Origin of the sequence: Vibrio ostreae (assembly GCF_019226825.1) — a bacterium.
Lineage (GTDB): Bacteria > Pseudomonadota > Gammaproteobacteria > Enterobacterales > Vibrionaceae > Vibrio > Vibrio ostreae.
Genome location: NZ_CP076643.1, coordinates 2,652,301 through 2,678,568 on the forward strand (window position 1 = coordinate 2,652,301; position 26,268 = coordinate 2,678,568).

Below are 26,268 nucleotides of genomic sequence, written 5' to 3' on the forward strand. Positions count from 1 at the left end.
CTCACATTCAGCAGATGTAGCAATAGTAAGAAAAGTTTCACTTTGCACATACATTTTGGATACACTACCAACGTGGTTATTCATACGATAAAAAATCCGTGCAAGCACCTGACTCTTCAACACAATTTTTTTACGACTGGCTGGATCTGAGCGAATCGGAGCAACAAGATGCGATCGCGCGTTTACAGGTCGAGCAACCCGATCTTTATCAGGAAGTGCTGCCGCTGCTGACTGCCTCAGCCGCCACCAGTTTGCATCAGGTTCTGGCCCATCATGCCTTGGCGTGGGCCGCAGACAGCGCAGATTACTCACAGCAACTGATCGACAAATACCAGCTGCACGACGAAATCGGCCGCGGCGGTATCGGCATCGTTTATGCCGCAACCCGCGCCGACAACACCTATGAACAGCAACTCGCTGTCAAGCTGATTCAGCCACACATCATTGAACAACTGGGCCAGCGAGCGCTGTTTGCCGAGGCGCAGATCCTGGCCCGCCTCAACCATCCCGGGATTGCCAAAGTGTACGATGGCGGCCTGTTTCACGACCAGGTCTATATCGTGATGGAATACATTCACGGTCCGACGCTGGACAGTTATCTGCAACAGCAGGAGTTAACCCGTCAGGACAAGCTGCGGCTGTTTATCCGTATCTGTCAGGCAGTCGAACACGCCCATGACCACCAGGTGCTGCATGCCGATCTCAAACCGGCTAACATCCTCATCTCCAGCGGAGATCAGCCCAAGCTAATCGACTTCAACCTGACCCAGAAATTCAAACCGCAGTCCGCTCAGTTGCATGACTCCTCTCTGCTCGCGTTCAGTAATCAGTACGCCAGTCCGGAGCAAAAACAAGGGGAATACCTCACCCAACAAAGTGACGTCTACTCACTGGGTAAGATATTACACGCTGTATTTCCGACGCCTAAAGCGGGCTCAGATCTGGCGTGTATCATAGCTAAAGCGACCGAGTCAGATACCGGGCAGCGCTATCTCAGCGTGGGTGACCTGCGGCATGATGTAGAGCATCTGCTCGCTCTGCGGCCGATTTCGCTACGCCAGCATCTGCCGTTTTACCTGCTCAAACGTCTGGTGCAAAGACGGCCTTTTTACTGCTTGTTACTCTCGTTACTCCTGGCATCAGCGACCAGTTTTACCATCGCGGTGATCGAGAAAAACCGCCAATTGTCGGCGGAAAAGAAGATCTCGGACAACATGTTGTTCGAGCTGACCCAACTGCTGTTTCACAGTAAGAATTCGCTCGAACAACCACTGAGTATTGATGCCATGCTTGAGATCACCCGGCGGCGGATTTTATCCAACCCGGATATCCCGCAACACATTAAACAAAAAATGTTACTGGCACTGCTTACGCCGACACCACCAAAACAGCACAATCGACCAACGGCTCAGCCAGCGACCCCGAATCAACCATGACCATCCTACGTAATCTGATCCTGACTACCGCCAGCCTGCTGGCCACCAGCCCGCTGGCCGCCGCGCCTGATACACAGCAGGGCTATTTTATTGATGCGCCGGTCACCGGCCTGTTTTACACCACCAGCTCCGGACTGAGCGGCACAACCCAGAAAGGGTCCTTTTCCTATCATCCCGGCGATGTGATCCGCTTCTATCTCGGCCTGGATGAACATGGCTATCTGCTCACCACCCTGAGTGGTCAGGAAGTGGTGACCCCAACCCTGGCCAGTACCCAGGTCAGCCGCAGTGTAAACATGACCCGTTTACTGCTGTCGCTGGATTCGACCCCACAAAACCGCGAAGAGATCACGCTGCTCAGCCAGGCACTGACTGACCAGGATTTTATTCAGCAGCTTAAACAGCTGGACTTGTCATTTCTTGACGATCATCTTGCGGCACTTAACCTGCCGCTGGTCTCGACTCAGCAAGCGGTCGAACACCTCAATCAGAGCCAGCACTATATTGAGCAGAATTTTGTATCCGACCAGGTTATTTACCGGCCAAAAGGCGTAATGTACGAAACCAGCCTGGTACCCAAAAAAGACTGGCAGGGAAAAATCTGCGCGTACAATCTCGATCGCGCTGCTCATCCCAATTACTTTGCCCCGATAGGTAAAACGCGCTTTTCAGTCGGAGCGGAAACACTGACCGAGTATCCGGCTATCGGTGATCACTTTAACGGCTGCCAGCTCAGACCTGAGCACGGGCTCACCCAGGCAGTAGAGCATCCGCTGAGCCAATTTGCCTATGAGGCCGGCCTGATTGGCTGCGCCCGGCACGGCTGTACCCGTAACGATCTCAATGGCTTCTATGTCGAGGACTTTGACGACGAAGGCGACTGGAAATACCGCACCATCGCGATGAACTTTGACCCGCTCACTGAGCTGTTTATGGAGAAATCGCAGGGACTGGGCCATAAAGCCGGCGTCAGCCACAACAACCGCAGTGAGATGATGTGGTTTACCTACCCGAACGGTAAGGGCGACCACATTCCATTACCGGGCATCTGGTTACGTACTCGCTACCTGGTCTCAGGCATTCAGCATCAGTGCCTGCACATCACCACCAACCAGGTCCTGCTCGGGCCTGAGTCGGTCAGTGAGTGTCCTTCCGAGCCACAAAACTACACCCGGGACGTCACTGCACAATACCGCGATATGTGGTGGCTGCAAAAACCGGATAACAGGATCAATGTGGGCGATCTCAATATTACCGTGACCTGGTTTGACCCGGAGCGTGGCCCACAATTTACCAGCTGGGAATACCTGCCGGCCGGCCACCACTGGGATCAGGGCATTTTGTATCGCTATCAGCAACGCAAACAGCGCGCCGTTGACGGCCAGGAATCAATGCAAACCCTGAGTGTCGATGAATTCACCAAACAGCATAAGGACAGCTAATGGTCTCTTCTCCCTTTACGCAAGTACTGCATAACTGGAAGCAGGGTGATAAGCCCGCAGAAAGTGAACTCTATCATATTGCTTACGCGCAACTGCGCCGCCTGGCGGAACAGGAACAGGCGCGTAACGCAGGCAAATATGGCGACAGTAATCCAATTCTCAATGACAGTATCCACAGCACCACCGCCCTGGTGCACGAGGCTTATCTTCGCTTATCACAAGCGGATCTGGATGATGTGCATCATCGGCGCGATTTTTATCTCAAAGCGGCCAAAATCATGCGTCAGATTTTGATCGACCATGCGCGGCATAAACAGGCACAGAAGCGCCAGCCGGTGACATCGTTACCGGATGCAGAGCCCGCCGCATCATTTGAACAACTGATCATCATGGATAAAACTCTGGATACCTTCAGTGCCCGCTATCCGCGCCAGTCGAACGCGCTAAAGCTCAAGTATCTGATCGGCATGAAAGTCGATGAGATAAGCGAGCTGCTGGAGTGCAGCCGCAGCCTGATTGAAAAGGATCTCAAATTCGCCCTGTGCTGGTTCCAGTCGAGGCTAAGTTAAGATGCGCGTTCTTGTTTCACTGAGTGCCGCAGTACTGGGGGCCTGGCTGTTGTGGCCCGCCGACTCGCGCACCGAGCAATTGGCAGTGGATGAAACCGCTCAGCGCGGGTTAACACCGGGCCATGCTTGGTGGCCGGACAGTCACAGCGCATCGCGCGCCGCAGCGTCCGCTCCCTCTCTCTCTGCAGGTACACATAGTGCCGATAACAACGCAAGCCGATCACCAGCCGACTCCACCGATGAGACGGAAAGCAGTGACGGTGAACCTGAGACAGGGCAACCATCTGAGGAAACAGCGCCTGACAGCGCGGGCGCGGAGGTGAAGACAGTCACGACGGCAGAGAGTGATACGGCCAGCGCCGCAGAAGAGAACCAGCCGCCGCAACTCAACAGCGAAGCCTATCAACGCATCAGTGACGAAATTGCGACCTGGCAACTCAGCCCGGGCAATGCTGTGCGTTATCAGGTTGATATCAGTGACCTGTTCACCGATCCGGAAGGCGACCTGATCTCCTACCGGGTATCGGTCACCAGCGCAGCCCTGCGACTCAACCTTGCTCAACTGCTGACCGTAAGCGGCACACCGGAGCCGGATAGTGGCGCCCCGACGCTGCTGATTGAAGCCAGTGACGATGCTCATGCCGAGGAGACCTGGCCAAGCACCAGTTTTGTGTTGCCGGTTGCACAGGATGACAACGAGCAGGATACCCGAGAGCTGGAAGATACCCGTTTATACCGTATCCAGACTACGCGCCAGCTGGGTGGCCAACACTATGATTATGACGTGCTGTATTGTGAACTGTTCTACCTCAGTAAAGGGGTGGTTTATTATGCCATGGGACAAACCCGCCTCGACTGCCCTGACAGCGCAGCGCTGCAGCGCGCCGGAACCTATCAGCGCAAGACGCAGCAAATCGACTTCAGCCTTGATTCTAACCATCTCTACAGCTGGATTTTTCGCCACAGCTATCCGTCACGCATCTATAACAGCAACAATTTTCTCGTCACCAGCTATGACGGTGACGAATATCAAACCGATACTCTCTCCGACACCCGCGAGGCAGCACAAGCACGTCTGAACGGTGATACCGGCCAGTACCTCTATCAAGGCGGTAACTTTGACTACCTGCTGATGGACGAGCAACAGAACTATTACTGGGTCAGCATGGGCAACTACATTTACGACCGCCGCTTCGACAACCCTAACTATTATCAACCGGCAGACTCAGATCTGAACATCGTGACCGATCAGGGCGACCTCTCCTGTCGTCAGTTTGAACCTTATTTCGCCTTTTCCTCCCTGACCGGCCCGACCCTGTATCAGCAAACCATGATGGTGTTTTCCGGCGATTATTATGGCAACTATCCGCCAGCCTGTTATGAATTTGACTCCCATCAGCGTCCGATCAGCCTTTCTTCGGATTTGGAATACTCCGAGTATGACATCCCGCTTGAGGGAGAAATTTATACCTATATTTTGCGCCCGCGTCCGGAGTACACCCAGTGGCTGGAAACCCTGAAAATCAATTTAATTTATCACCATCCGGATCCAAACATCACACCGTAAACCGCATGACTACTGGTTTCCAGCCACTAATGATAAAAAAATTAAATTAATTTACGGGTTTTATGCTGCTTTCCGTATATTGCCAGCAGGTATGGCAACAGGTAGAACGTGGCTCAGATTTGGTATTTTACGCTTTAACTCTATTTTTGCGCCGGGACAGCATACAACAGGCGCAGCAAATAAAGCATCCACGTTCTCGTTTGCAATCGACAGGGAAATAATAATGAAGAAAATGACTTTTCTGGCAGTGTCTGTGGCTTTGGCATTAACCGGCTGTGGCGGCGGTGGCGGCTCAGACAGCAGCGGACAAACCGCGGCTCAGAGCACCACCATCACAGGTTTCGACGGCTACTTTAATCAGGCTGTACTGTTTGACGATACCAACAACAACGGCCTGCTGGATATTGGTACAGATACCTTGTTTGGCCTGACCAACGAGAACGGCCAGCGGGTTCTGCCTGCCGGTACCGAGATTGCAGGCTCACTGGCGCTGCAAACCCTGACTCCGGGCGGTGCAATGCAGACCGCTCTGGCGAACCTGGAACCGGAAACCTACGCCGGTAAATACACCATCGATATGGATAACCCGGGTCAGGCTATGGCGCATGAGCTGGTGTTCCGCGCGCCGGGCTCATCGCAGGTGATCTCCCCGGTCACTGACCTGGTTGCGATTGCGATGAGCAACGACAGCACGCTGAGCGAAGATGACGCCAAACAGAGTGTGGCACTGAGTTTGGGTCTGACCGAAGAGCAGGCGGATGATGTGTACAGCGACTTTGTCGATGGTAACAAAGCTAACCGTAAGCTGCATAAAGTAGCCCAGATTCTGACCGAATCAAAAGCGGATGCCCAAACCAAAGGCAACGACTACAGTACGCACGCCAGCCAAATCGCTCTGACGGCACAAAGTACGGTCTACAACATGGATGATGCGCAGTTAGCTTCTAACACCTATAAGCCGGTGATACCGGTTAATGGTGACAGCGTCGGCACTGTCATCAGCAATAACCAGTTAATCACAGACACAGCAACCGTCGATAACATTCAGACACGCCTGACCGAACTGAACGTTGCCGAAGGTGAAAATTTTAGCGGTGCGACCCTCGATCTTAGCGGCCTGTTCCGCGACACCGACCTGGCTGACGGCATCGCACCCGTTATCACAGTCAAAGAGTCCAGCCTGGGTACCACAGGGATTGCACTCAGTATCAGCGACCAAATCCTAAGCCTGGCCGCGGTCAATCCGGTTGCGAGCGGCGGTGAGTATACGATCACTCTGCAGGCCAGCGATCGCGATGCTAATGGCGACAAGATTGGTGCGCCTGTTGCTGTAGTGCTCAACGTGACCATCGTATCCGCCAATCTGGCCCCGGTTGTCGAGTCGGGCGAGCTGAGCCGGATTCAGTCGATCATCGATGGCTGGCAACTGCAGCAGGGGACACCGTTTAACCAGACTCTGTCACTGGTCAACCTATTCAGCGATGCGGACGGTGATATCACCGAATACGAATCCGGTACCATTGCGGTCGACGGTCTGACCCTGAGTATCGATCAAAGCCAGGCCATTGCCACCATCTCAGGCACACCCACTCAGGCCTATCCGTCAGGCGTCAAGTTGCGTATCTCAGCACGTGATGATCAGGGCAGCGCTTCTGCAGCCGCCGTATTTACCCTGCCAGCAGTGCAGGAAGGTGTAGCACCACCAGCCAGCGATTTGCACACTCTGGAAGGCAAAACCTGGTACCGCCTGGAACACGGCTCTTCTAACGGCATCAACGAGCAAAACTACAGCAGCGTATGGTGTGACGCATTCCGCTTTGAAGACGGCCTGGTGTACGAAAACGTGCGAACTCCGGACAATTTAACCCAGTGTAGTGAAGCCACCCAGCAGGCTAGTGGTGCAAGCTATGTGGTAGACGGCGATAACCTGGTTGCAACCTTCTACGATCCGGATGAAGGCGGCAACGTGGACGTCACCTTAAGTGTCAGCGATGCGAGCGTTATCTCAAGCGGTGCCCAGACTCTGCTGTGGACGGTAGAGGATGACGGAGAAGCGGAGACTGAACGTTACACCTTCTTCAGCAATAAAGCTGATGCCGAAGCGCGTATTCAATTGCAGTCTGATGATGATGGCGACACCCGCTACTTCCCGATGATTCTGCCAACCCAGAACGGTGGTGAAGCGGTCGGCAAGGTTGGCCTGTCAATCAACGATCAGCCGTCAATTGGTGATGATGGCGCCATGGATGCCAACGTGGTAATGGAATTTGCCGATGAGAATTTTACCTGTAAAGATGCTCAGAACCTTTACCGCCACATGCTGTTTACCGGTGCCGACCTGAGCTGGGAATACTCATCCGGTGGCAATTATGACGATAACTTCGAGTGTTACAACAATACCCAAGACAATATCATCCATGCCAACATCGACTTTGATTTACCGTCACTGACCGCTGGCAACGTGTACAGCTTTATCGGCCGGGTGAAAGAATCCCAGGGCGCTTATGTCGAAGCCGTTAAGTTCAACATGCAATGGACAGGCGTGAGCGATAACGATTAATAACACGTCAAATCAGGCTAGGTAACCATAACCCCGCAATGCGGGGTTATTTTTTTATCCTTTCACACACAACACATTCAGCAGTGAGGTACCTTTCAGATTTGTCGTCCTGCCATTGGTAAACAGCCCTTTACGCCCCTCTCCCCAGTACGGCAGATACACCGGCCACTGTTCACGCTCCATCACTTTTGAATTGAGTAACTGCTTCCACTCCTGCTCATTAGCCAGGCGCATATTCTGGCTGCGGCACATTTTTTCCGCGCCGTCATAGCTGAGCCGGTTCCAGGCTTTGTTATGCTCCATATAAAACTGCACATTGTCGGCCAGGGTGTAAGGCACCACATAACTCACTCCGTTGAGTGACGTCTGATGGCGGAAACTGACATCGGCCCCCTGAGACGCAACGGTTGCAGGTAAAGCGCGGGTTTCGGTCAACGCAGCGGCTGGTTTAGGTTGCGGGGCTGATGTCTGAGCTTTAGCAGGCTTTGGGGCAGCTTGTAGTGCGGCTGGAGCACGCTTTACCGGCGCAGCCGTTGTCACTGACGTCGCCGTGCTTTTTGCGACTTCACGAATAAAGGCTTCCTTGTAGCCGCCCACAGTACGCACGCCGCGCAAATCTTTGCGCGCCTTGGCGAAATCATCGTAAGGCCCGATCAGACAGCGGGTGCCTTTGTCTTCCGGTTTCATCCAGACATGGGTTGAGATATGTTGATACAAACCCTGGGCCTGGGCTAACGATAAAGGCTTGGTCAACAAGCCGCACTGAATCCAGAAATCAGAATCCTTTCTTTTCGGGGCCGAGTTACCCCATAAACCTTGTCCTATCGGACACGTCTTATCCAGGACCGGCAACTGATTGCTGGCGGCCTGAGTCGCATCACAAAGAAACTCCTGAGCATGTACCGGTAATGAAAACAGGGGTACAGCGCAGCAGGACAGGCTCAACAGAACTCGATGGGTGATTTTAGGCATCACGACCACTCTCATCTCCATAGTTATCCTACTCATAGTGACAATGGTTACTGCTCAACGTTCGATTACAGATGCAAAAAAAGAGCCGCAATCACTTACGGCTCTTAGTTTAGGTATATTATTCGAACAAAATCAATCGACTCCGCTCAACCTTTGTAGATTTTCGGGTTAAACACATCGCGTAACCAGTCGCCCAGCAGGTTAATCACCAACACCAGGGTAACCAGCACCAAACCTGGGAAAATGGTAATCCACCACGAGCCGGAGAAAATGTAGTTAAAACCGATACTGATCAGTGAGCCCAGTGATGGCTGGTCCACCGGCAAACCCAGACCGAGGAAAGAAAGTGCCGCCTCCGACATGATGGCATTCGCTACCTGCACGGTTGAGATCACCAGAATCGGCGACAGACAGTTCGGCAGAATATGACGGAACATGATACGCAGTGATTTAAAGCCCATCACCCGCGCCGCTTCAACATACTCTTTTTTCTTCTCAGCCAGCACCGAGGCACGAATGGTACGCGCATATTGCGGCCATTCCGCCACACCGATGATCACCACCAGCATCAAAACCGCGTATTCACTGTAGAACTCGCTGCCAAAGCTGGCTTTAAAGATGGCCGATACAATGATAGCGACCATCATGGTCGAAAACGACAGCTGCACATCCGCAAAGCGCATCAGGAAGCTGTCGATACGGCCACCGAAATAACCGGCTGACAGGCCGATCACGATGCCAAAAAGCAGCTGCAAGGCAACGGCAAGAAAGCCGATCGTCAGTGACAAGCGGGAGCCATACAAAATGGTCGATAAAATATCGCGCCCCTGGTTATCGGTGCCGAGCAGGAAGCGCTCATCGCCGCCATCCAGCCAGGATGGCGGTAACTCCGAATCCATAATATCGATTGACGTTAAATCATACGGGTTGCTCGGGGCAATCAACGGGGACACCAGTGACGTGACCAGCACCACCATAAAGATAACAAAGCTGACCATCGCCACTTTGTCACGCAGGAAATAGTAAAGAAAATCGGACTGCTTAAAACGCTCCCAGCGTGAAGGAGCTGCGACTACCTGGCTCATGATTATGCTCCTTTTCCGGTCAGGTTAACGGTTGGGTTGATCAGACCATACATCAGATCCACGATGGTATTGGTCACGACGAAAATCAGGCCGACAAAAATCACGTACGCCGTGATAAGCGGCGTATCCACCCGGTTAATCGCCTCAAGGAACAAAAAGCCGGTACCCGGCCACTGGAACACCGTCTCGGTCAGAATGGTGTAGGCCACCATAGTCCCGATCTGCACACCACCGACGGTCAGCACCGGCAGCATGGTGTTTTTCAGCGCATGCTGGTAATAAATCTTGTTCATCGCCAGGCCCTTCGCCTTGGCAAACTTAATGTACTCCGAGCTGAGCACTTCGAGCATCTCAGACCGTACCAGACGGATAAACAGTGGCAGCATGATAGAGGCCAGCGAGACACAAGGCAGAATCAGGTGCGCGAGACCATCAAGGGTAAAGAACCCCGACTCCCAGCCGAGCCAGTTTGCGGTTTCACCGCGGCCATAGGATGGCAACCAGCCAAGCTCAATCGAGAACACATACATCAGCATAATCGCGGTCAGAAACACCGGGATCGAAATACCAATACTACTGCCGGCCATGACCAGCTTGGTAAACACGCTTTTCGGATGTATCGCTGAATACACCCCAAGCGGAATGGAACAGACAATAATGATCAGCGAGGCACCGAACACCAGTTCCAGTGTCGCGACCAGTTTGTCGAGAATCACTTCAACCGCAGGACGCTTGAAGAAATAGGAGGTACCCAGGTCGCCCTGCACCGCGGCAGTGACAAAACGGGTGTATTTAGTGACGAAGGGATCGTTGAGGCCCAGTTCATCACGCAGCGCCTGGCGCTCCGTCTCTGAAACCGACTGACCGACAAGCTCGCGCAGCGGGTCGCCCAGGTTATCCTGAATGGCAAACGCCACCAAACTGATCACAAACATCACTATCAGTGCCTGAAACAGGCGCTTGACCAGAAACGAAAACATTCCTTGCCCCTTAACTTTCCATGCTAAATCCATCCGGGTTAATGCCCTGCGATGGACCCTATTCAGCCTTTAAAACAGTCACTAACCCGACTGAAACAAGATTAATGACCTAAGGTGAGAAAAGCCCCCGCAACCGGGTTACGGAGGCTCCTGTTACCAGTTAATGCGCAACTTACTCTTTGACCACCAGATCACCGAAGTATGGGAACTCCATCGGGTTAACGATTGGTTTGACGCCCAGCGTTGATTTCGCACCCCAGGCCAGGTTCTGCCAGTGCAGAGGAACGAACGCGGCATCGTTGTACAGGGTCGTTTCTACCTGCTGCAGCATCTGGGCACGTTTAGCCGGATCGGTTTCGACGTTTGACGCTTCCACCAGTTTATCGACTTCAGGGTTTGAGTAGTGACCACAGTTGTACTGACCTTTACCGCTCTCTTCGTTACGGGTCATGGTCAGGAATTCAGAGAAGTTGGCTGAATCCTCGGTATCCGCGTGCCAGCCGATCATCAGCATGTCTGCCGCACATTTATCAAACTCAGGCCAGTACTGCGCTTTTGGCATGGTTTTCAGATCAACTTTGATGCCGATCTTCGACAGCATTGCCGCTGCAGCCTGAGCCACTTTAGCATCATTCACATAGCGGTTATTCGGTGCGATCATGGTCAGGTTAAAGCCCTTCTCATAACCCGCTTCCTTCATCAGCTCTTTGGCTTTGTTCAGGTCATAACGCGGCACCAGTTCAGGATTGTAGCCAGCATAACCTTGCGGGCTCTGCTGGCCGGCAGCCGTTGCAAAACCTTTCATGATTTTGTCCACGATACCCTGATTATTGATGGCGTAAACAATCGCCTGACGCACACGCACATCTTTCAGCGCTTCATTGCTCGACTGGTTCATTTGCAGCGTAATAATGCGGGTACCTGGCAATGTTACCAGATCGACACCTTTGGCTTCTTCGACACGTTTGTGGTCATTCGGCGCAACTGGCGCAATCATATCCACATCGCCGGACAGCAGAGCCGCAACACGGGTCGCATCTTCTTTGATAGGCACCAGAGTCAGATGGTCAACATTGCCCTTCGAGTCCTTGTCCCAATAATCTTTGAAACGTTCGAATTCAACTTTTACGCCCTGTTCACGTTGCGTAACGATAAAAGGACCGGTACCGGAAAGGTGGGTAGACGCAAATGAGTTACCGTGTTTCACGACTTCGCTTTTGTCTTTGCCGTCTTCAGTTTTACCTGAGTAGAACTTACTGTCCATCGGGAAAATGTAGGTCGCGGTTTGCAGTACCAGCGGGTAAGCGCCCTTCGATACCAGGTCAACCGTGTAGTCGTCAACTTTGACCATTTTCTCATATGGTTCAAAAATCGCTTTGAAATCCGGCGAGCTTTGCAGACGGTCAAACGTCCACACCACATCGTCGGCTGTCATCATATTACCGGAGTGGAATTTCACCCCTTCACGCAGGTGGAAACGCACGGTTTTGTCATCCAGACGTTCCCAGCTGCTCGCCAGGCGGGGTTCAAAGTCCAGATCCTGGGTGTAGCGAACCAACGGATCAAACACCATGTGAGACAGTTGCAGCGTACCACCTGACAGTTGTTCATGCGGGTCCAGTGATACCGGATCAGCGTCGTAAGCCACTGTAATATCAGCCGCGCTGGCGGCAAAGCTGAGGCCAGCTGCCATTAAAGCCACTGCAAGTTTGCTTTTCATGGTTTTCATTGCATAACTCCTTATGCGGGAATCCAAATCCCTAGTTGTTGTATTTGCTTCTGTTTCAAAACCCGGCCCCGGAAGGCCGGCAATCGGTGCGGCTAGGCCGCGCTTACACCGTCTCTCAAGCCGGTAAACTCCGGCATCAAGGAAATCAGTTGCTGGCTGTATTCATGCTGCGGCGAGGTGAACAGTTGCTCGGTCGGCGCCACTTCCAGCAAGGTACCCATTTTCATTACCCCGACCCGATCACACATCTGACGAATCACCGGCAAGTCATGACTGATGAACATCATGGTCAGGCTTAATTCATCCTGTAAATCTTTCAGCAGGTTAAGGATTTGCGCCTGAACGGAAACGTCCAGTGCCGAAGTCGGCTCATCACAGATCAGCAGGCGCGGGCGGGTAGCCAGCGCGCGCGCAATCGAAATACGCTGACGCTGACCACCGGAAAATTCATGCGGATACTTCACCCCGGCCATTTTACCCAGGCCAACATAATCGAGCAGGTCATTGACGATTTGGCGGGTTTCCCCTTCCCCACTGGTCAGTTTATGGAAGCGGATCGGCTCGGCAATAATGTCGAAAACCTTCATACGCGGGTTCATTGACGTATAAGGGTTCTGGAACACCATCTGCATCTGGCGACGCACCGGACGGCGCTCTTTCTCTGACTTCATCGCCGTCAGATCAAGACCTTCAAACGTCACCCGGCCTTCATTCGGCTGGTACAAACCGGCAATCACCCGGGCAATGGTCGATTTACCCGAACCAGACTCGCCCACCAGGCCGAAAGTCTCTCCTTCCTGCACCTCGAAGCTGACATTATTAGAAGCCTGCACGTACTCGCGGCGACTTTCAAACAGTGAATCTTTGGTCACAAAGCGCAGACTGACGTTTTCCACATTGAGCAGCGGGCCGGTGTACTCACGCTGATCCTGACTCTGTCCCAGCCAGTGATTCTTAATATCCAGCGTTTTGTGCTCAGCGGCATCTTCGATATAAGTGACCAGCGGGAAGCGATCCAGTTTGATGTCGGAGCGCGGTACTGCGGAAATCAGGCTGCGGGTATACGGATGATCCGGATCACCCAGTACTTTCGCCGTCGGACCGAATTCAACCAGATCGCCGCGGTACATCACCGCGACACGATCAGTCACGTTGGACACCACGCCCATGTCGTGGGTCACCAGCATACAGCCGACATTATTTTTAATGCACAGCTCGCGGATCAGACTCAGGATCTGGTCCTGAATGGACACATCCAGGGCCGTGGTCGGTTCATCGGCAATGATCAAATCCGGTTCGCCCGCCAGAGCGATAGCAATCACGACACGCTGACGCATACCACCGGAGAATTGGTGCGGATATTGTTTGAGACGGTTTTCCGGTTGCGGAATACCGACCTGCTTCATCAATGATAATGCGCGCTGGTAGGCTTCATCATCACTGACCTTCATGTTGGCATGAATGGTCTCTTTCAGTTGCTGCTCTACGGTGAACAGCGGATTGAGAGAGGTCATCGGGTCCTGGAAGATAAAGCCAATTTTAGACCCGCGCACGGCACGCATTTTTTCCGGAGACAGGCCAGAGATTTTCTCGCCATCCAGAAAGACTTCACCGCCGGCTATCGTGCCCGGAGGACTCAGCAAATCAATAATCGCGTTACCCACTGTCGATTTACCGGCACCGGACTCACCGACTACGCCGACAATCTCGCCGCGCTCAATGCTGAAAGACAACGATTTAACCGCTGCATGCACACCGTGGCGTGACGGATATTCAATACGAAGGTTTTTTACTTCTAAAAGTGACATCTAAACCAGACCTCTACTGCTGCGGCAGTTTTCTGCCCTGTCTGCGGCCCGCGGCGATCGATACCATCAGCGGTCGACCAACGCATGCCCAAGTGAATCCATTCAAACCAGTATAATATTCTGGCAATTTATAAGGCCATCAATATGGCGAAAACTTCACACAAAAGCAACATTAAAAGGATAAAAAATCGATAACGCACCACTTTAAAGCAGCATAATCGAATTTATATGCACTAAAACTAGATATTAGTGTGGTCCGATGTTTCGCCACATTCGGTAGATTAACTCAAACTCATAGCGTTAAACACTGATATAGCGCAAATATTACGGATATTGTAAAAAACGAGCAGATGCATATTTTAGCAAGTGTCAAGTCAAGACATCCATTAACAATAAAGAAACAATCTCACATGAAATCCATTACCTAAACCATAAAAACCAGACATTCAGCCATTAACCAGCAATTAAACCCAATAATGTAAAATTATGCAGAGCATTAAACTTATCATTTTTGTGAGCTAACTCAACTCAGATCCAAACGGACACTGAGCAGATAAATTGTTCACGTGCAAAACGTCTGTTTAAAGACTAGAAGAGGAATTGCGCACCAATCCGCATAAAAATAAAAAAAGTGATAGTACGCACACAAATGGTGAGAGAGGGCAATAAAGGTTCTAGGTTCTGGCAGAGTGGCTTAGGCAACAGGGACAGAATCAAGCCTAAAAACAGTACAAGCGATTGATAGATTATCCGAAGCTCAGGGAACCAGGCCCTAGCTCCTCGGATCCTAGGGGCATTCTCCCTGCATCACTCAGACGAAAAAGCCCCGTCATTACTGACGAGGCTTTAAATGATAGTCGGTGAAGAGGGATTCGATCGGACTGGCGCTCCAGCCCACGACCCGCGATGCTAGGGGCATTCTCCCTGCATTACTCAGATAAAAAAGCCCCGTCATTACTGACGAGACTTTAAATAGTGGTCGGTGAAGAGGGATTCGATCGGACTGGCGCTCCAGCCCACGACCCTCGATGCTAGGGGCATTCTCCCTGCATTACTCAGACGAAAAAGCCCCGTCATTACTGACGAGGCTTTAAATGGTGGTCGGTGAAGAGGGATTCGATCGGACTGGCGCTCCAGCCCACGACCCGCGATGCTAGGGGCATTCTCCCTGCATCACTCAAACGAAAAGCCCCGTCATTACTGACGAGGCTTTAAATAGTGGTCGGAGAAGAGGGACTCGATCGGACTGGCGCTCCAGCCCACGACCCGCGATGCTATGCGGCATTCTCCCTGCATTACTCAGACGAAAAAGCCCCGTCATTACTGACGAGGCTTTAAATGGTGGTCGGCGAAGAGGGATTCGATCGGACTGGCGCTCCAGCCCACGACCCGCGATGCTATGCGGCATTCTCCCTGCATTACTCAGACGAAAAAGCCCCGTCATTACTGACGAGGCTTTAAATGGTGGTCGGTGAAGAGGGATTCGATCGGACTGGCGCTCCAGCCCACGACCCACGATGCTAGGGGGCATTCTCCCTGCATCACTCAGACGAAAAAGCCCCGTCATTACTGACGAGGCTTTAAATGGTGGTCGGTGAAGAGGGATTCGAACCCCCGACCCTCTGGTCCCAAACCAGATGCGCTACCAAACTGCGCTATTCACCGACAAATGGGGTGGCTAACGGGATTCGAACCCGCGACAACCGGAATCACAATCCGGGACTCTACCAACTGAGCTATAGCCACCGCTGAATTTTGTGATAACCGCTTATCTGCCGTTATCTCAGTCTCACGCTTTACGCCTGACACTTAAATAAGTGGTCGGTGAAGAGGGATTCGAACCCCCGACCCTCTGGTCCCAAACCAGATGCGCTACCAAACTGCGCTATTCACCGACGAATGGGGTGGCTAACGGGATTCGAACCCGCGACAACCGGAATCACAATCCGGGACTCTACCAACTGAGCTATAGCCACCACTAAATTTTTACCGATATTGCTTCCGGGAATTGGCGCGCCCGAAAGGATTCGAACCTTCGACCTTTGGCTCCGGAGGCCAACGCTCTATCCAGCTGAGCTACGGGCGCATGCCCTATCGGCGGATGGGAATAATACGTAGATCCCCATGGGCCGTCTAGTACTTTTTCAACTTTTTTTGTTCGGTTGGCGTCTTTTTCATCAGATAAGGCAAATTAACGCTATTTCAAGGATGTGACTCACCCCCTGAAGATCGCAACTTGTTGTTTATTGCACCATGTTATCGATCTATAATCACCCACAGTTTACATTGATTTAACAGCCAGTCCGGCCGATAAGTCACCCTACGCTAAATAATAATTGGGTAAGCAGCACTTACCTTTGGAATGTAAAGTGAGTTAAATGGATATGTCTCGATCAGTCTTAAGCGTATTGTTCGCTGCACTAACCTTTTCTACCGCCTCCTTCGCAACCAGTTCCGCCGATGCTGATGCCATTGCAGAACGCATCAAACCTGTGGGTAATGTGTATCTGGCAGGCAGTGAACCGGTCGCTGCAGAACCAACCGGCCCGCGTGATGGCGCCTCTGTTTACGGCACATTTTGTATCGCTTGTCACGCATCCGGAGTCAGTGGCGCACCCAAAATCGGTAATGCCGCTGATTGGGCTCCGCGCATTGCCCAGGGTAAAGATGTCCTGCAGCAGCACGCCATTAACGGTCTGAATATGATGCCACCACGTGGTACTTGTATGGACTGTTCAGACGATGAAATCATGGCCGCGATTGAGCATATGATAGAAGGTCTGTGATCAGCCCGCAATGCAGTGACAGCTTGGATAATTTAATCAAAGCGTTACTAAAGCAAGAAAGGTTTGGATAAAAGAAGAAAGGCTTGGATCAACCAAGCCTTTTTCCTCTCTGCCGTCAAAGGCAGACAAGCACGCATGCTATTTTTTAAACATCGCCTTGAGATTGGCGATATGCGCCTGACCTTTAACCATTCGCTCTTCCTGTGATAGCGGCTTCTTCTTTACTTCCCATTCGACATCATCGTAAGGCAGTTCATCGAGAAAACGGCTCTGGGTCGGCTTGAGCAGCTCACCATACTGTCGGCGCTCTTTACACATCACAAAGGTCATTTCACGCTGGGCACGGGTAATCCCCACATACATCAGACGCCGCTCTTCTTCGACATTGTCTTCATCAATACTGGTCTGGTGCGGCAGAATGCCCTCTTCCGTACCAAGCATGTATACGTAGGGAAACTCGAGACCTTTAGAAGCGTGCAACGTCATCAGCTGCACCGCATCACTGTCGTCCTCATCTTCACCACGCTCCATCATGTCACGTAGCGTCAGGCGCTGCACCACCTCTTTGAGGGTTTTCTCTTCCTGATCATAATTATCTCCCTCTAGGTCAGAGACAATCCAGGAATAGAGCTCAGAGACGTTCTTCATCCGCATCTCGGCCGCTTTCGCACTGGATGAGGTTTCATACAACCAGTCTTCATAGTGAATATCGCGTACCAGAGAGCGCACAGCCTCTACGGTGTTGCCGCGCTCGGCATTATCGGAAATCGCAACCAGCCACTGGGTAAAACGGCGCAGGTTGTCCAGGCCGCGCCCGGACAGATGCTGTTCCAGCCCGAGTTCAAAACTGGACTCAAACAGGCTCTTACCACGCATATTGGCGTAACTGCCCAGTTTCTCCATGGTCGCCGGGCCGATTTCCCGTTTCGGTGTGTTAACGATACGCAGAAACGCATTGTCGTCGTCCGGGTTCACCAGCACGCGCAGGTAGGCCATGATGTCTTTGATTTCCGCGCGGGCAAAAAATGACGTCCCCCCGGAAATTTTGTACGGCACCCGGTTCTGCATCAGGGATTTTTCAATCAGACGAGACTGATGGTTACCACGATACAGAATCGCATAATCACGATAATGAGTGCGATTGAGGAATTTATGCGCCACGATTTCCGCGGTCACCCTTTCGGCTTCATGGTCATCATTCTTGGCCATGATCACTTTGAGTTTTTCACCATCCGGGATCTCGGAAAACAGCGATTTCTCGTACACGTGCGGGTTATTGGCAATCAAAATGTTGGCCGCACGCAGAATACGACTGGTCGAACGATAGTTCTGCTCCAGCTTAATCAGGCGCAGGTTGGGGAAATCCTGCCCCAGCAGCACCAGGTTTTGTGGTTTGGCGCCACGCCAGGAGTAGATCGACTGGTCATCGTCACCGACCACCGTCAGACGGCCGCGTTCACCAACCAGCAATTTCACCAGCTCATACTGACTTGAGTTGGTGTCCTGATATTCATCGACCAGCAGGTAACGAATCCTGTTCTGCCAACGCTGTCGCACCTCTTGCTGGCCACGTAACAAAAGGACTGGCAGCAGGATCAGATCATCAAAGTCGAGCGCGTTATAGGCTCGCATCTGGGTGTGGTACATCTCGTAGCAGAAGGCAAACAGCTGCTGTTGCTCGCCCTGCGCCTGTGCTTTGGCCTGATCCGGCGACAACATGTCGTTTTTCCAGTTTGAGATGGTGCTCATCAACTGACGCAATAGATCTTTATCGCCGTCGAGCTGCTTTTCGGTCAGCTCTTTCAGCAAGGCGAGCTGGTCCTGGTCATCAAACAGAGAAAAGCCGGCTTTGAGACCCAGCTGCTTGTACTCACGACGAATAATATTCAGCCCCAGGGTATGGAAGGTCGATACCATCAGACCACGGGACTCGGCTTTACCCAAAGTCTGGCCGACACGTTCTTTCATTTCACGCGCGGCTTTATTGGTAAAGGTCACCGCCGCGATATTCCGCGCTTTGTACCCACACTGCTGAACCAAATAGGCAATTTTATTGGTGATCACCCGGGTTTTGCCCGAGCCTGCACCCGCCAGTACCAGGCAGGGGCCAGATACGTATTTCACGGCTTCATCTTGTCTTGGGTTCAGCTTCATAGTGCTCTCTGATCTGCGTATTGAAGGCGCTCATGATAATGCCGCAAGCGGACACTTTCCACTCCGATACCATCCCAGCGCTAAAAATCATCCTGCAGGTCAGCGCCTGATCTTAAGCAGCGCACACGGCATCGAGCAAGGTCTGGGTGCCGCAGCAGCGTGTCTGATACCGTACTCCTTTGATCTGAGTGACAAAAGTATGCTTTCGCGCTTTTTTGTCATCGCAATTAACGACTTTCGACACTGAATTGCATAGAATGAAAGACATAAATACAGGAGTGCATAACCAATGTTTGATCCAAAGAAACTTGAGCAAATCGCGAAACAGATTCACGAATCCATGCCGCAGCCGGTCAAAGACCTGGGTACCGATGTCGAGCAGAAAGTGCGCCAGGTGATTCAGGGCCAGCTCAACAAGCTGGATGTGGTCAGCCGTGAAGAATTCGACGTGCAGACCCAGGTGCTGCTGCGCACACGTCAGAAACTGACAGAAATGGAACAGAAGCTGGCTGAGCTGGAAGCCAAACTGGCTGACAAATAATAGCGTGTTCCGGACGGCCCGGACTGGCTGGCAACACCGGTCAGCACAAATTATAAAGGGCTTAGTCTTGCGACTAAGCCCTTTTTGTTTTTATGTTGTGTTGTGTTTGCTTTTATTCTGCTTTTTAAGCCGACTTAATTAGTCACCTACCGCGATGCGCTTCATGTCTTTCATGTAGCCACGCAGCTCTTCACCGATGAACTCAACCGGGTGGTTACGGATGATGCTGTTCACTTCAATCAGAGTCGCGTTATCAACCTGGTTAGATGTTTCGCCCAGGCCTTTACCAATTACGTCAGTACCGACTTTAGGCATGAATTTCTCGCGCAGTAGCGGAGTCGCTACGTTTGCGAACAGGTAGTTACCGTATTCTGCAGTGTCAGAGATAACCACGTTCATTTCGTACAGACGCTTACGTGCGATAGTGTTGGCGATCAGTGGCAGTTCGTGCAGTGATTCATAGTAAGCCGACTCATCGATGATGCCTGACGCTGTCATGGCTTCGAATGCCAGCTCAACCCCGGCGCGAACCATAGCGATCATCAGGATACCGTTGTCGAAGTACTCTTGCTCTGCAATCTTCACATCTGACTCTGGGTAGTTCTCAAAGGCAGTTTCTGCAGTCTCTGCACGCCAGCCCAGCAGGTTCACGTCGTCGTTCGCCCAGTCAGCCATCATGGTGCTTGAGAAGTGGCCAGAGATGATGTCATCCATGTGCTTGTTGTACAGTGGACGCATCAGATCTTTCAGCTCTTCAGAAAGTTCAAACGCTTTGATTTTCGCCGGGTTAGACAGACGATCCATCATGTGCGTGATGCCACCGAATTTCAGTGCTTCCGTCACTGTTTCCCAACCGAACTGCAGCAGTTTACCGGCGTAACCCGCATCGATACCGTCAGCAATCATCTTCTCGTAACATACGATAGAGCCCGCTTGCAGCATACCACACAGGATAGTCTGCTCGCCCATCAGGTCAGATTTCACTTCAGCAACGAATGAAGACTCAAGACAACCTGCACGGTGACCGCCAGTGGCTGCTGCCCATGCTTTTGCGATTTCCAGACCGTCACCTTGAGGATCGTTCTCCGGGTGTACCGCAATCAGAGTAGGAACACCGAAACCGCGCTTGTATTCTTCACGTACTTCAGTACCTGGACACTTAGGGGCAACCATCACTACGGTCAGGTCTTTACGGATTTGCATGCCTTCTTCAACAATGTTGAAGCCGTGTGAGTAACCCAGAGCGGCACCCTGTTTCATCAGAGGCATTACTGTTTCAACAACGTTTGAGTGCTGTTTATCCGGAGTCAGGTTCACAACCAGATCAGCTTGTGGAATCAGGTCTTCATAGCTGCCTACCACAAAACCATTGTCTTTGGCGTTTTTGTAAGACTGACGCTTCTCGTCAATCGCTGCCTGGCGCAGTGCGTAAGATACGTCCAGACCAGAATCACGCATGTTCAGGCCTTGGTTCAGACCTTGAGCACCACAACCTACGATGACCACTTTTTTGCCTTTCAGGTAATCTGCTTCAGTTGCAAATTCTTCACGTGCCATAAAACGGCAACGGCCTAGTTGGTCCAGTTGCTCACGCAGGTTCAGGGTATTGAAATAGTTCGCCATGAGGGTGCTCTCCTTTAATTTGTTCCATCAGGTCGGTGGCTGTGCACCGAATGAATTCATACTAAAACAGACATTCAGTTGCTCAAAGTGATATATTCACAATTAGTTATTGCAATTAATGCAACATGGGTCCGCTTATGAACATTAAAACCTTACAACTGTTTCTCCATCTTTGCGACAGTATGAATTTCAGCAAAACCGCGACCGCGATGCATGTCAGTCCGTCGGCACTGAGCCGACAGATTCAGAAACTGGAAGATGAGGTCGGTCATCCTCTGTTCGTGCGTGATAACCGCAGTGTCGAGCTGACTCCGGCCGGCAGCAAGCTACTGCCGGTCGCCATGCGCATCACCAGTGAATGGCGCCAGTTCCACACCTTGCTCAATGAGCAGGAAGCCGAGCTGAAAGGTGAAATCCGCCTGTTTTGCTCAGTGACAGCCAGCTACAGCCATTTACCGGAGCTACTCAACGCGTTCCGGCTTAAACATCCGTCGATTGAATTTAAACTGTTGACCGGGGATCCGGCCCAGGCGATCGATAAAATATTGAATGATGAAGCGGATATTGCGATTTCCGCAATGCCGGAGCATCTGCCATCCCGGGTGGAATTCACCACCATCAGCGAATTGCCGCTGTCAGTGATTGCACCGATAGGGATCAGCAGTTTTGTCGAAGAGGTACAGAAAGAGCATCCGGACTGGTCTCAGGTGCCGTTTATCGTGCCTGAAGTCGGCACGGCGCGCGACCGAGCCAACAGCTGGTTTAAGCGTATGAAGATCAAACCTAACATCTACGCTCAGATTGCCGGTCATGAGGCGATTGTCAGCATGGTCGCGCTGGGTTGCGGGGTGGGCATCGCTCCCGATGTGGTGATCAATAACAGTCCGGTGCGGGAAAAAGTACAACGCCTCTCTTTCTCACCGATTAAGCCATTTAAACTTGGGGTGTGCTGCAAACGCTCGCAGCTGGATGATCCGCTGGTCAGAGCGCTATGGCGAGTGGTATCGGCCAAACGCAGTATTGTTGATTAAACTCTGGGGTCTAGGGTCTAGGGTCTAGGGTCTAGGGTCTAGGGTCTAGGGTCTAGGGTCTAGGGTCTAGGGTCTAGGGTCTAGGGTCTATAATTCTAGGCCTTGATCCTATAAACGCAAAAAACCCGCTGATTGCTCAGCGGGTTTTTTAATAGTGGCGGAGAGATAGGGATTTGAACCCTAGGTACGCTATTAACGTACGCCGGTTTTCAAGACCGGTGCTTTCAACCACTCAGCCATCTCTCCGCAAATTGTCACTAAAAATCGAGTCTTACACTTACGACGCTGGATATTTAGCTGTGTTTCCAGGATCTTCTCTCAACAAAGAGAGTTCTGAAAACGATATTAAAGCCTGGCGATGTTCTACTCTCACATGGGGAGGCCCCACACTACCATCGACGCTGTTTCGTTTCACTTCTGAGTTCGGAATGGAATCAGGTGGGTCCAAAACGCTATGGTCGCCAAGCAAATTCTGTTTAACTACCGCATTACGCAGTAATTACCTTTTATTTTCACTTTTTTAAAAGTGAAGACAAAAGATTGGAAAGCTGTTTTCGTTCTCACACACATTCAATGTACTGGTCATTGAGTCCAATCAAAACCCCTTGGGTGTTGTATGGTTAAGCCTCACGGGCAATTAGTACAGGTTAGCTCAACGCCTCACAACGCTTACACACCCTGCCTATCAACGTTCTAGTCTCGAACAACCCTTTAGGACACTTAAAGTGTCAGGGAAGACTCATCTCAGGGCTCGCTTCCCGCTTAGATGCTTTCAGCGGTTATCGATTCCGAACTTAGCTACCGGGCAATGCGTCTGGCGACACAACCCGAACACCAGAGGTTCGTCCACTCCGGTCCTCTCGTACTAGGAGCAGCCCCCTTCAATCTTCCAACGCCCACGGCAGATAGGGACCGAACTGTCTCACGACGTTCTAAACCCAGCTCGCGTACCACTTTAAATGGCGAACAGCCATACCCTTGGGACCGACTTCAGCCCCAGGATGTGATGAGCCGACATCGAGGTGCCAAACACCGCCGTCGATATGAACTCTTGGGCGGTATCAGCCTGTTATCCCCGGAGTACCTTTTATCCGTTGAGCGATGGCCCTTCCATTCAGAACCACCGGATCACTATGACCTGCTTTCGCACCTGCTCGAATTGTCATTCTCGCAGTCAAGCGGGCTTATGCCATTGCACTAACCTCACGATGTCCAACCGTGATTAGCCCACCTTCGTGCTCCTCCGTTACTCTTTGGGAGGAGACCGCCCCAGTCAAACTACCCACCAGGCACTGTCCTCGAACCGGATAACGGTCCAGAGTTAGAACATCAAACATACAAGGGTGGTATTTCAAGGACGGCTCCAACGCAACTGGCGTCACGTCTTCAAAGCCTCCCACCTATCCTACACATGTAGGTTCAATGTTCAGTGCCAAGCTGTAGTAAAGGTTCACGGGGTCTTTCCGTCTAGCCGCGGGTACACTGCATCTTCACAGCGATTTCAATTTCACTGAGTCTCGGGTGGAGACAGCGTGGCCATCATTACGCCATTCGTGCAGGTCGGAACTTACCCGACAAGGAATTTCGCTACCTTAGGACCGTTATAGTTACGGCCGCCGTTTACCGGGGCTTCGATCAAGAGCGTCGACCGAAGTCTAACCCCATCAATTAACCTTCCGGCACCGGGCAGGCGTCACACCGTATACGTCATCTTACGATTTTGCACAGTGCTGTGTTTTTAATAAACAGTTGCAGCCACCTGGTATCTGCGACTTCCAATAGCTCCATCCGCGAGGGACTTCACCGTCAGAAGCGTACCTTCTCCCGAAGTTACGGTACCATTTTGCCTAGTTCCTTCACCCGAGTTCTCTCAAGCGCCTTGGTATTCTCTACCCGACCACCTGTGTCGGTTTGGGGTACGATTCCTTACAATCTGAAGCTTAGAGGCTTTTCCTGGAAGCATGGCATCAATGACTTCATCACCGTAGTGACTCGACATCGTGTCTCAGCCTTATAGAGAGCCGGATTTACCTAACTCTCAAGCCTACGCACTTGAACCTGGACAACCGTCGCCAGGCCCACCTAGCCTTCTCCGTCCCCCCCATCGCAATTGTAAGAAGTACGGGAATATTAACCCGTTTCCCATCGACTACGCCTTTCGGCCTCGCCTTAGGGGTCGACTTACCCTGCCCCGATTAACGTTGGACAGGAACCCTTGGTCTTCCGGCGAGGAGGTTTTTCACCCCCTTTATCGTTACTCATGTCAGCATTCGCACTTCTGATACCTCCAGCATGCCTTACAGCACACCTTCAACGGCTTACAGAACGCTCCCCTACCCAATGCGATAAATCGCATTGCCGCAGCTTCGGTTTACAGCTTAGCCCCGTTACATCTTCCGCGCAGGCCGACTCGACTAGTGAGCTATTACGCTTTCTTTAAATGATGGCTGCTTCTAAGCCAACATCCTAGCTGTCTGAGCCTTCCCACATCGTTTCCCACTTAGCTGTAATTTGGGACCTTAGCTGGCGGTCTGGGTTGTTTCCCTCTCCACGACGGACGTTAGCACCCGCCGTGTGTCTCCCGGATAGTACTTACTGGTATTCGGAGTTTGCAAAGGGTTGGTAAGTCGGGATGACCCCCTAGCCTTAACAGTGCTCTACCCCCAGTAGAATTCGTCCGAGGCGCTACCTAAATAGCTTTCGGGGAGAACCAGCTATCTCCGAGTTTGATTGGCCTTTCACCCCTAGCCACAAGTCATCCGCTAATTTTTCAACATTAGTCGGTTCGGTCCTCCAATTGATGTTACTCAATCTTCAACCTGCCCATGGCTAGATCACTCGGTTTCGGGTCTATATCCAGAGACTGTGCGCCCAGTTAAGACTCGGTTTCCCTACGGCTCCCCTAAATGGTTAACCTTGCCACTGAATATAAGTCGCTGACCCATTATACAAAAGGTACGCAGTCACACCACGAAGGTGCTCCTACTGCTTGTACGTACACGGTTTCAGGTTCTATTTCACTCCCCTCACAGGGGTTCTTTTCGCCTTTCCCTCACGGTACTGGTTCACTATCGGTCAGTCAGGAGTATTTAGCCTTGGAGGATGGTCCCCCCATGTTCAGACAGGATAACACGTGTCCCGCCCTACTCGATTTCACTGAACATACGCTGCCGGTTACGGGGCTATCACCCTGTTTCGCGGTCCTTTCCAGAACCTTCACCTGACGCATATAAAGCTTAAGGGCTAATCCAATTTCGCTCGCCGCTACTTTCGGAATCTCAATTGATTTCTTTTCCTCGGGGTACTTAGATGTTTCAGTTCCCCCGGTTCGCCTCATTAACCTATGTATTCAGTTAATGATACCTGCTTATGCAGGTGGGTTTCCCCATTCGGAAATCGTAGACTCAAGTGGCTCTTACTGCCTCATCTACGCTTATCGCAAGTTAGTACGTCCTTCATCGCCTCTGACTGCCAAGGCATCCACCGTGTACGCTTAGTCACTTAACCATACAACCCGAAGGAGTTTCGAGTTGATGAACCAAGTCACCAAGGTTTCGTTGTCTCTCATTATTTGAATGAGCGAGAGACTTTTCGATTTTGCCGGACTCAATTTTGAAACTTGTTAAACAAGTTTCTACCAAGCACACTTGAATGTGTTGTTGGTGTATTCCATTTCGGAATACATTGAGAACTTTACAAATAATGTTTCGTTTACGAATAAACAAAAGATTATTTTGTCAGCTTTCCAAATTGTTAAAGAGCGTTGTTTCTTTCGAAACAGAGTACCTGTTTGGCACTTTCTAAAGATTCTCAGCGTCAGAAATCCGAACCACGTACGTTTTACTGAAGTGGTTTGGAATTTGAAATCCAAAAATACTTAGAGAGTGGTGGGCGATACCGGGTTCGAACCAGTGACCCCCTGCTTGTAAGGCAGGTGCTCTCCCAACTGAGCTAATCGCCCATCTTATTTTAATTCCCATGGAAG

Annotated in this window: 15 protein-coding genes, 7 tRNA genes and 2 rRNA genes; 8 read left to right on the plus strand and 16 right to left on the minus strand. The window is 51.6% G+C overall.

Annotation, left to right across the window (positions count from 1 at the left end):
- Window positions 1–98: 98 nt before the first annotated feature.
- The 5 genes from KNV97_RS18295 to KNV97_RS18315 all read left to right on the plus strand — a co-directional run bounded on the left by KNV97_RS18295 (window position 99) and on the right by KNV97_RS18315 (window position 7,574).
- Entirely contained in the window at window positions 99–1,436 is a 1,338-nt protein-coding gene (locus KNV97_RS18295; protein ID WP_136487244.1) for a serine/threonine-protein kinase, read from the plus strand.
- A complete protein-coding gene (locus tag KNV97_RS18300; RefSeq protein ID WP_218562533.1) occupies window positions 1,433–2,878 on the plus strand; it encodes a chromosome partitioning protein ParA in 1,446 nt (481 codons plus the stop codon). Before KNV97_RS18295 ends, KNV97_RS18300 begins: the two co-directional genes overlap by 4 nt.
- Window positions 2,878–3,447 carry an ECF-type sigma factor gene (locus KNV97_RS18305; protein ID WP_136487246.1) on the plus strand — a complete coding sequence of 190 codons (570 nt, stop codon included), beginning with the start codon at window positions 2,878–2,880 and terminating at the stop codon, window positions 3,445–3,447. The genes KNV97_RS18300 and KNV97_RS18305 overlap by 1 nt, the downstream gene beginning before the upstream one ends.
- Window position 3,448: 1 nt before the next feature.
- Window positions 3,449–5,014, plus strand: a complete 1,566-nt coding sequence (locus KNV97_RS18310) for a hypothetical protein (RefSeq protein WP_218562534.1) — start codon at window positions 3,449–3,451, stop codon at window positions 5,012–5,014.
- A gap of 223 nt (window positions 5,015–5,237) precedes the next feature.
- On the plus strand, window positions 5,238–7,574 hold the full coding sequence (locus KNV97_RS18315; protein WP_218562535.1) for a hypothetical protein: 2,337 nt from the start codon (window positions 5,238–5,240) through the stop codon (window positions 7,572–7,574).
- A 54-nt stretch (window positions 7,575–7,628) separates the two neighbouring features.
- On the opposite strand, the gene KNV97_RS18320 is transcribed toward KNV97_RS18315, so the two are convergent.
- From KNV97_RS18320 to KNV97_RS18365, 10 genes are all read right to left on the minus strand, one after another.
- Window positions 7,629–8,546, minus strand: a complete 918-nt coding sequence (locus tag KNV97_RS18320) for an SPOR domain-containing protein (RefSeq protein WP_256613003.1) — start codon at window positions 8,544–8,546, stop codon at window positions 7,629–7,631.
- A 146-nt stretch (window positions 8,547–8,692) separates the two neighbouring features.
- Window positions 8,693–9,631 carry an ABC transporter permease gene (locus KNV97_RS18325; RefSeq protein ID WP_136487250.1) on the minus strand — a complete coding sequence of 313 codons (939 nt, stop codon included), beginning with the start codon at window positions 9,629–9,631 and terminating at the stop codon, window positions 8,693–8,695.
- Window positions 9,632–9,633: 2 nt separating this feature from the next.
- Window positions 9,634–10,611, minus strand: a complete 978-nt coding sequence (locus KNV97_RS18330) for an ABC transporter permease (protein ID WP_218562537.1) — start codon at window positions 10,609–10,611, stop codon at window positions 9,634–9,636.
- A 172-nt stretch (window positions 10,612–10,783) separates the two neighbouring features.
- Complete coding sequence (locus KNV97_RS18335) at window positions 10,784–12,340, minus strand: ABC transporter substrate-binding protein (protein WP_218562538.1); 1,557 nt, start codon at window positions 12,338–12,340, stop codon at window positions 10,784–10,786.
- Between the two features lie 92 nt (window positions 12,341–12,432).
- Window positions 12,433–14,148 carry a dipeptide ABC transporter ATP-binding protein gene (locus KNV97_RS18340; RefSeq protein ID WP_136487253.1) on the minus strand — a complete coding sequence of 572 codons (1,716 nt, stop codon included), beginning with the start codon at window positions 14,146–14,148 and terminating at the stop codon, window positions 12,433–12,435.
- Window positions 14,149–15,736: 1,588 nt separating this feature from the next.
- Window positions 15,737–15,813: transfer RNA gene (locus KNV97_RS18345), tRNA-Pro, on the minus strand.
- A gap of 5 nt (window positions 15,814–15,818) precedes the next feature.
- Window positions 15,819–15,894, minus strand: a tRNA-His gene (locus KNV97_RS18350).
- A gap of 72 nt (window positions 15,895–15,966) precedes the next feature.
- Window positions 15,967–16,043: transfer RNA gene (locus KNV97_RS18355), tRNA-Pro, on the minus strand.
- A gap of 5 nt (window positions 16,044–16,048) precedes the next feature.
- Window positions 16,049–16,124 (minus strand) — tRNA-His (locus KNV97_RS18360).
- 33 nt (window positions 16,125–16,157) lie between these two features.
- Window positions 16,158–16,234: transfer RNA gene (locus tag KNV97_RS18365), tRNA-Arg, on the minus strand.
- 292 nt (window positions 16,235–16,526) lie between these two features.
- Here KNV97_RS18365 and KNV97_RS18370 point away from each other — a divergent pair.
- Complete coding sequence (locus tag KNV97_RS18370; protein WP_136487957.1) at window positions 16,527–16,934, plus strand: c-type cytochrome; 408 nt, start codon at window positions 16,527–16,529, stop codon at window positions 16,932–16,934.
- 138 nt (window positions 16,935–17,072) lie between these two features.
- Here the strand turns inward: KNV97_RS18370 and rep are convergent, their stop codons facing one another.
- A complete protein-coding gene (gene rep / locus KNV97_RS18375; RefSeq protein ID WP_136487956.1) occupies window positions 17,073–19,088 on the minus strand; it encodes a DNA helicase Rep in 2,016 nt (671 codons plus the stop codon).
- A 289-nt stretch (window positions 19,089–19,377) separates the two neighbouring features.
- Between rep and ubiK the strand changes: the two genes are divergently transcribed.
- The gene (gene ubiK, locus KNV97_RS18380; RefSeq protein ID WP_136487955.1) at window positions 19,378–19,629 is read left to right on the plus strand and encodes a ubiquinone biosynthesis accessory factor UbiK; all 252 of its coding nucleotides are present in this window, start codon (window positions 19,378–19,380) and stop codon (window positions 19,627–19,629) included.
- A 138-nt stretch (window positions 19,630–19,767) separates the two neighbouring features.
- Here the strand turns inward: ubiK and ilvC are convergent, their stop codons facing one another.
- The gene (gene ilvC / locus KNV97_RS18385; protein WP_136487954.1) at window positions 19,768–21,252 is read right to left on the minus strand and encodes a ketol-acid reductoisomerase; all 1,485 of its coding nucleotides are present in this window, start codon (window positions 21,250–21,252) and stop codon (window positions 19,768–19,770) included.
- Between the two features lie 137 nt (window positions 21,253–21,389).
- Between ilvC and ilvY the strand changes: the two genes are divergently transcribed.
- Window positions 21,390–22,283 carry an HTH-type transcriptional activator IlvY gene (ilvY, locus tag KNV97_RS18390; protein WP_136487953.1) on the plus strand — a complete coding sequence of 298 codons (894 nt, stop codon included), beginning with the start codon at window positions 21,390–21,392 and terminating at the stop codon, window positions 22,281–22,283.
- Between the two features lie 155 nt (window positions 22,284–22,438).
- On the opposite strand, the gene KNV97_RS18395 is transcribed toward ilvY, so the two are convergent.
- The 4 genes from KNV97_RS18395 to KNV97_RS18410 all read right to left on the minus strand — a co-directional run bounded on the left by KNV97_RS18395 (window position 22,439) and on the right by KNV97_RS18410 (window position 26,244).
- Window positions 22,439–22,529, minus strand: a tRNA-Ser gene (locus tag KNV97_RS18395).
- 104 nt (window positions 22,530–22,633) lie between these two features.
- Window positions 22,634–22,749 (minus strand): 5S ribosomal RNA (gene rrf, locus KNV97_RS18400).
- A 150-nt stretch (window positions 22,750–22,899) separates the two neighbouring features.
- Window positions 22,900–25,790 (minus strand): 23S ribosomal RNA (locus tag KNV97_RS18405).
- A gap of 378 nt (window positions 25,791–26,168) precedes the next feature.
- Window positions 26,169–26,244: transfer RNA gene (locus KNV97_RS18410), tRNA-Val, on the minus strand.
- Window positions 26,245–26,268 lie beyond the last annotated feature (24 nt).

Coding starts and splice junctions, on each gene's coding strand:
- KNV97_RS18300 (WP_218562533.1), top strand. CDS start 1,433: ATGACCATCCTACGTAATCTGATCCTGACTACCGCCAGCCTGCTGGCC.
- KNV97_RS18305 (WP_136487246.1), top strand. CDS start 2,878: ATGGTCTCTTCTCCCTTTACGCAAGTACTGCATAACTGGAAGCAGGGT.
- KNV97_RS18310 (WP_218562534.1), top strand. CDS start 3,449: ATGCGCGTTCTTGTTTCACTGAGTGCCGCAGTACTGGGGGCCTGGCTG.
- KNV97_RS18315 (WP_218562535.1), top strand. CDS start 5,238: ATGAAGAAAATGACTTTTCTGGCAGTGTCTGTGGCTTTGGCATTAACC.
- KNV97_RS18320 (WP_256613003.1), bottom strand. CDS start 8,546: ATGCCTAAAATCACCCATCGAGTTCTGTTGAGCCTGTCCTGCTGCGCT.
- KNV97_RS18325 (WP_136487250.1), bottom strand. CDS start 9,631: ATGAGCCAGGTAGTCGCAGCTCCTTCACGCTGGGAGCGTTTTAAGCAG.
- KNV97_RS18330 (WP_218562537.1), bottom strand. CDS start 10,611: ATGTTTTCGTTTCTGGTCAAGCGCCTGTTTCAGGCACTGATAGTGATG.
- KNV97_RS18335 (WP_218562538.1), bottom strand. CDS start 12,340: ATGAAAACCATGAAAAGCAAACTTGCAGTGGCTTTAATGGCAGCTGGC.
- KNV97_RS18340 (WP_136487253.1), bottom strand. CDS start 14,148: ATGTCACTTTTAGAAGTAAAAAACCTTCGTATTGAATATCCGTCACGC.
- KNV97_RS18370 (WP_136487957.1), top strand. CDS start 16,527: ATGGATATGTCTCGATCAGTCTTAAGCGTATTGTTCGCTGCACTAACC.
- rep (WP_136487956.1), bottom strand. CDS start 19,088: ATGAAGCTGAACCCAAGACAAGATGAAGCCGTGAAATACGTATCTGGC.
- ubiK (WP_136487955.1), top strand. CDS start 19,378: ATGTTTGATCCAAAGAAACTTGAGCAAATCGCGAAACAGATTCACGAA.
- ilvC (WP_136487954.1), bottom strand. CDS start 21,252: ATGGCGAACTATTTCAATACCCTGAACCTGCGTGAGCAACTGGACCAA.
- ilvY (WP_136487953.1), top strand. CDS start 21,390: ATGAACATTAAAACCTTACAACTGTTTCTCCATCTTTGCGACAGTATG.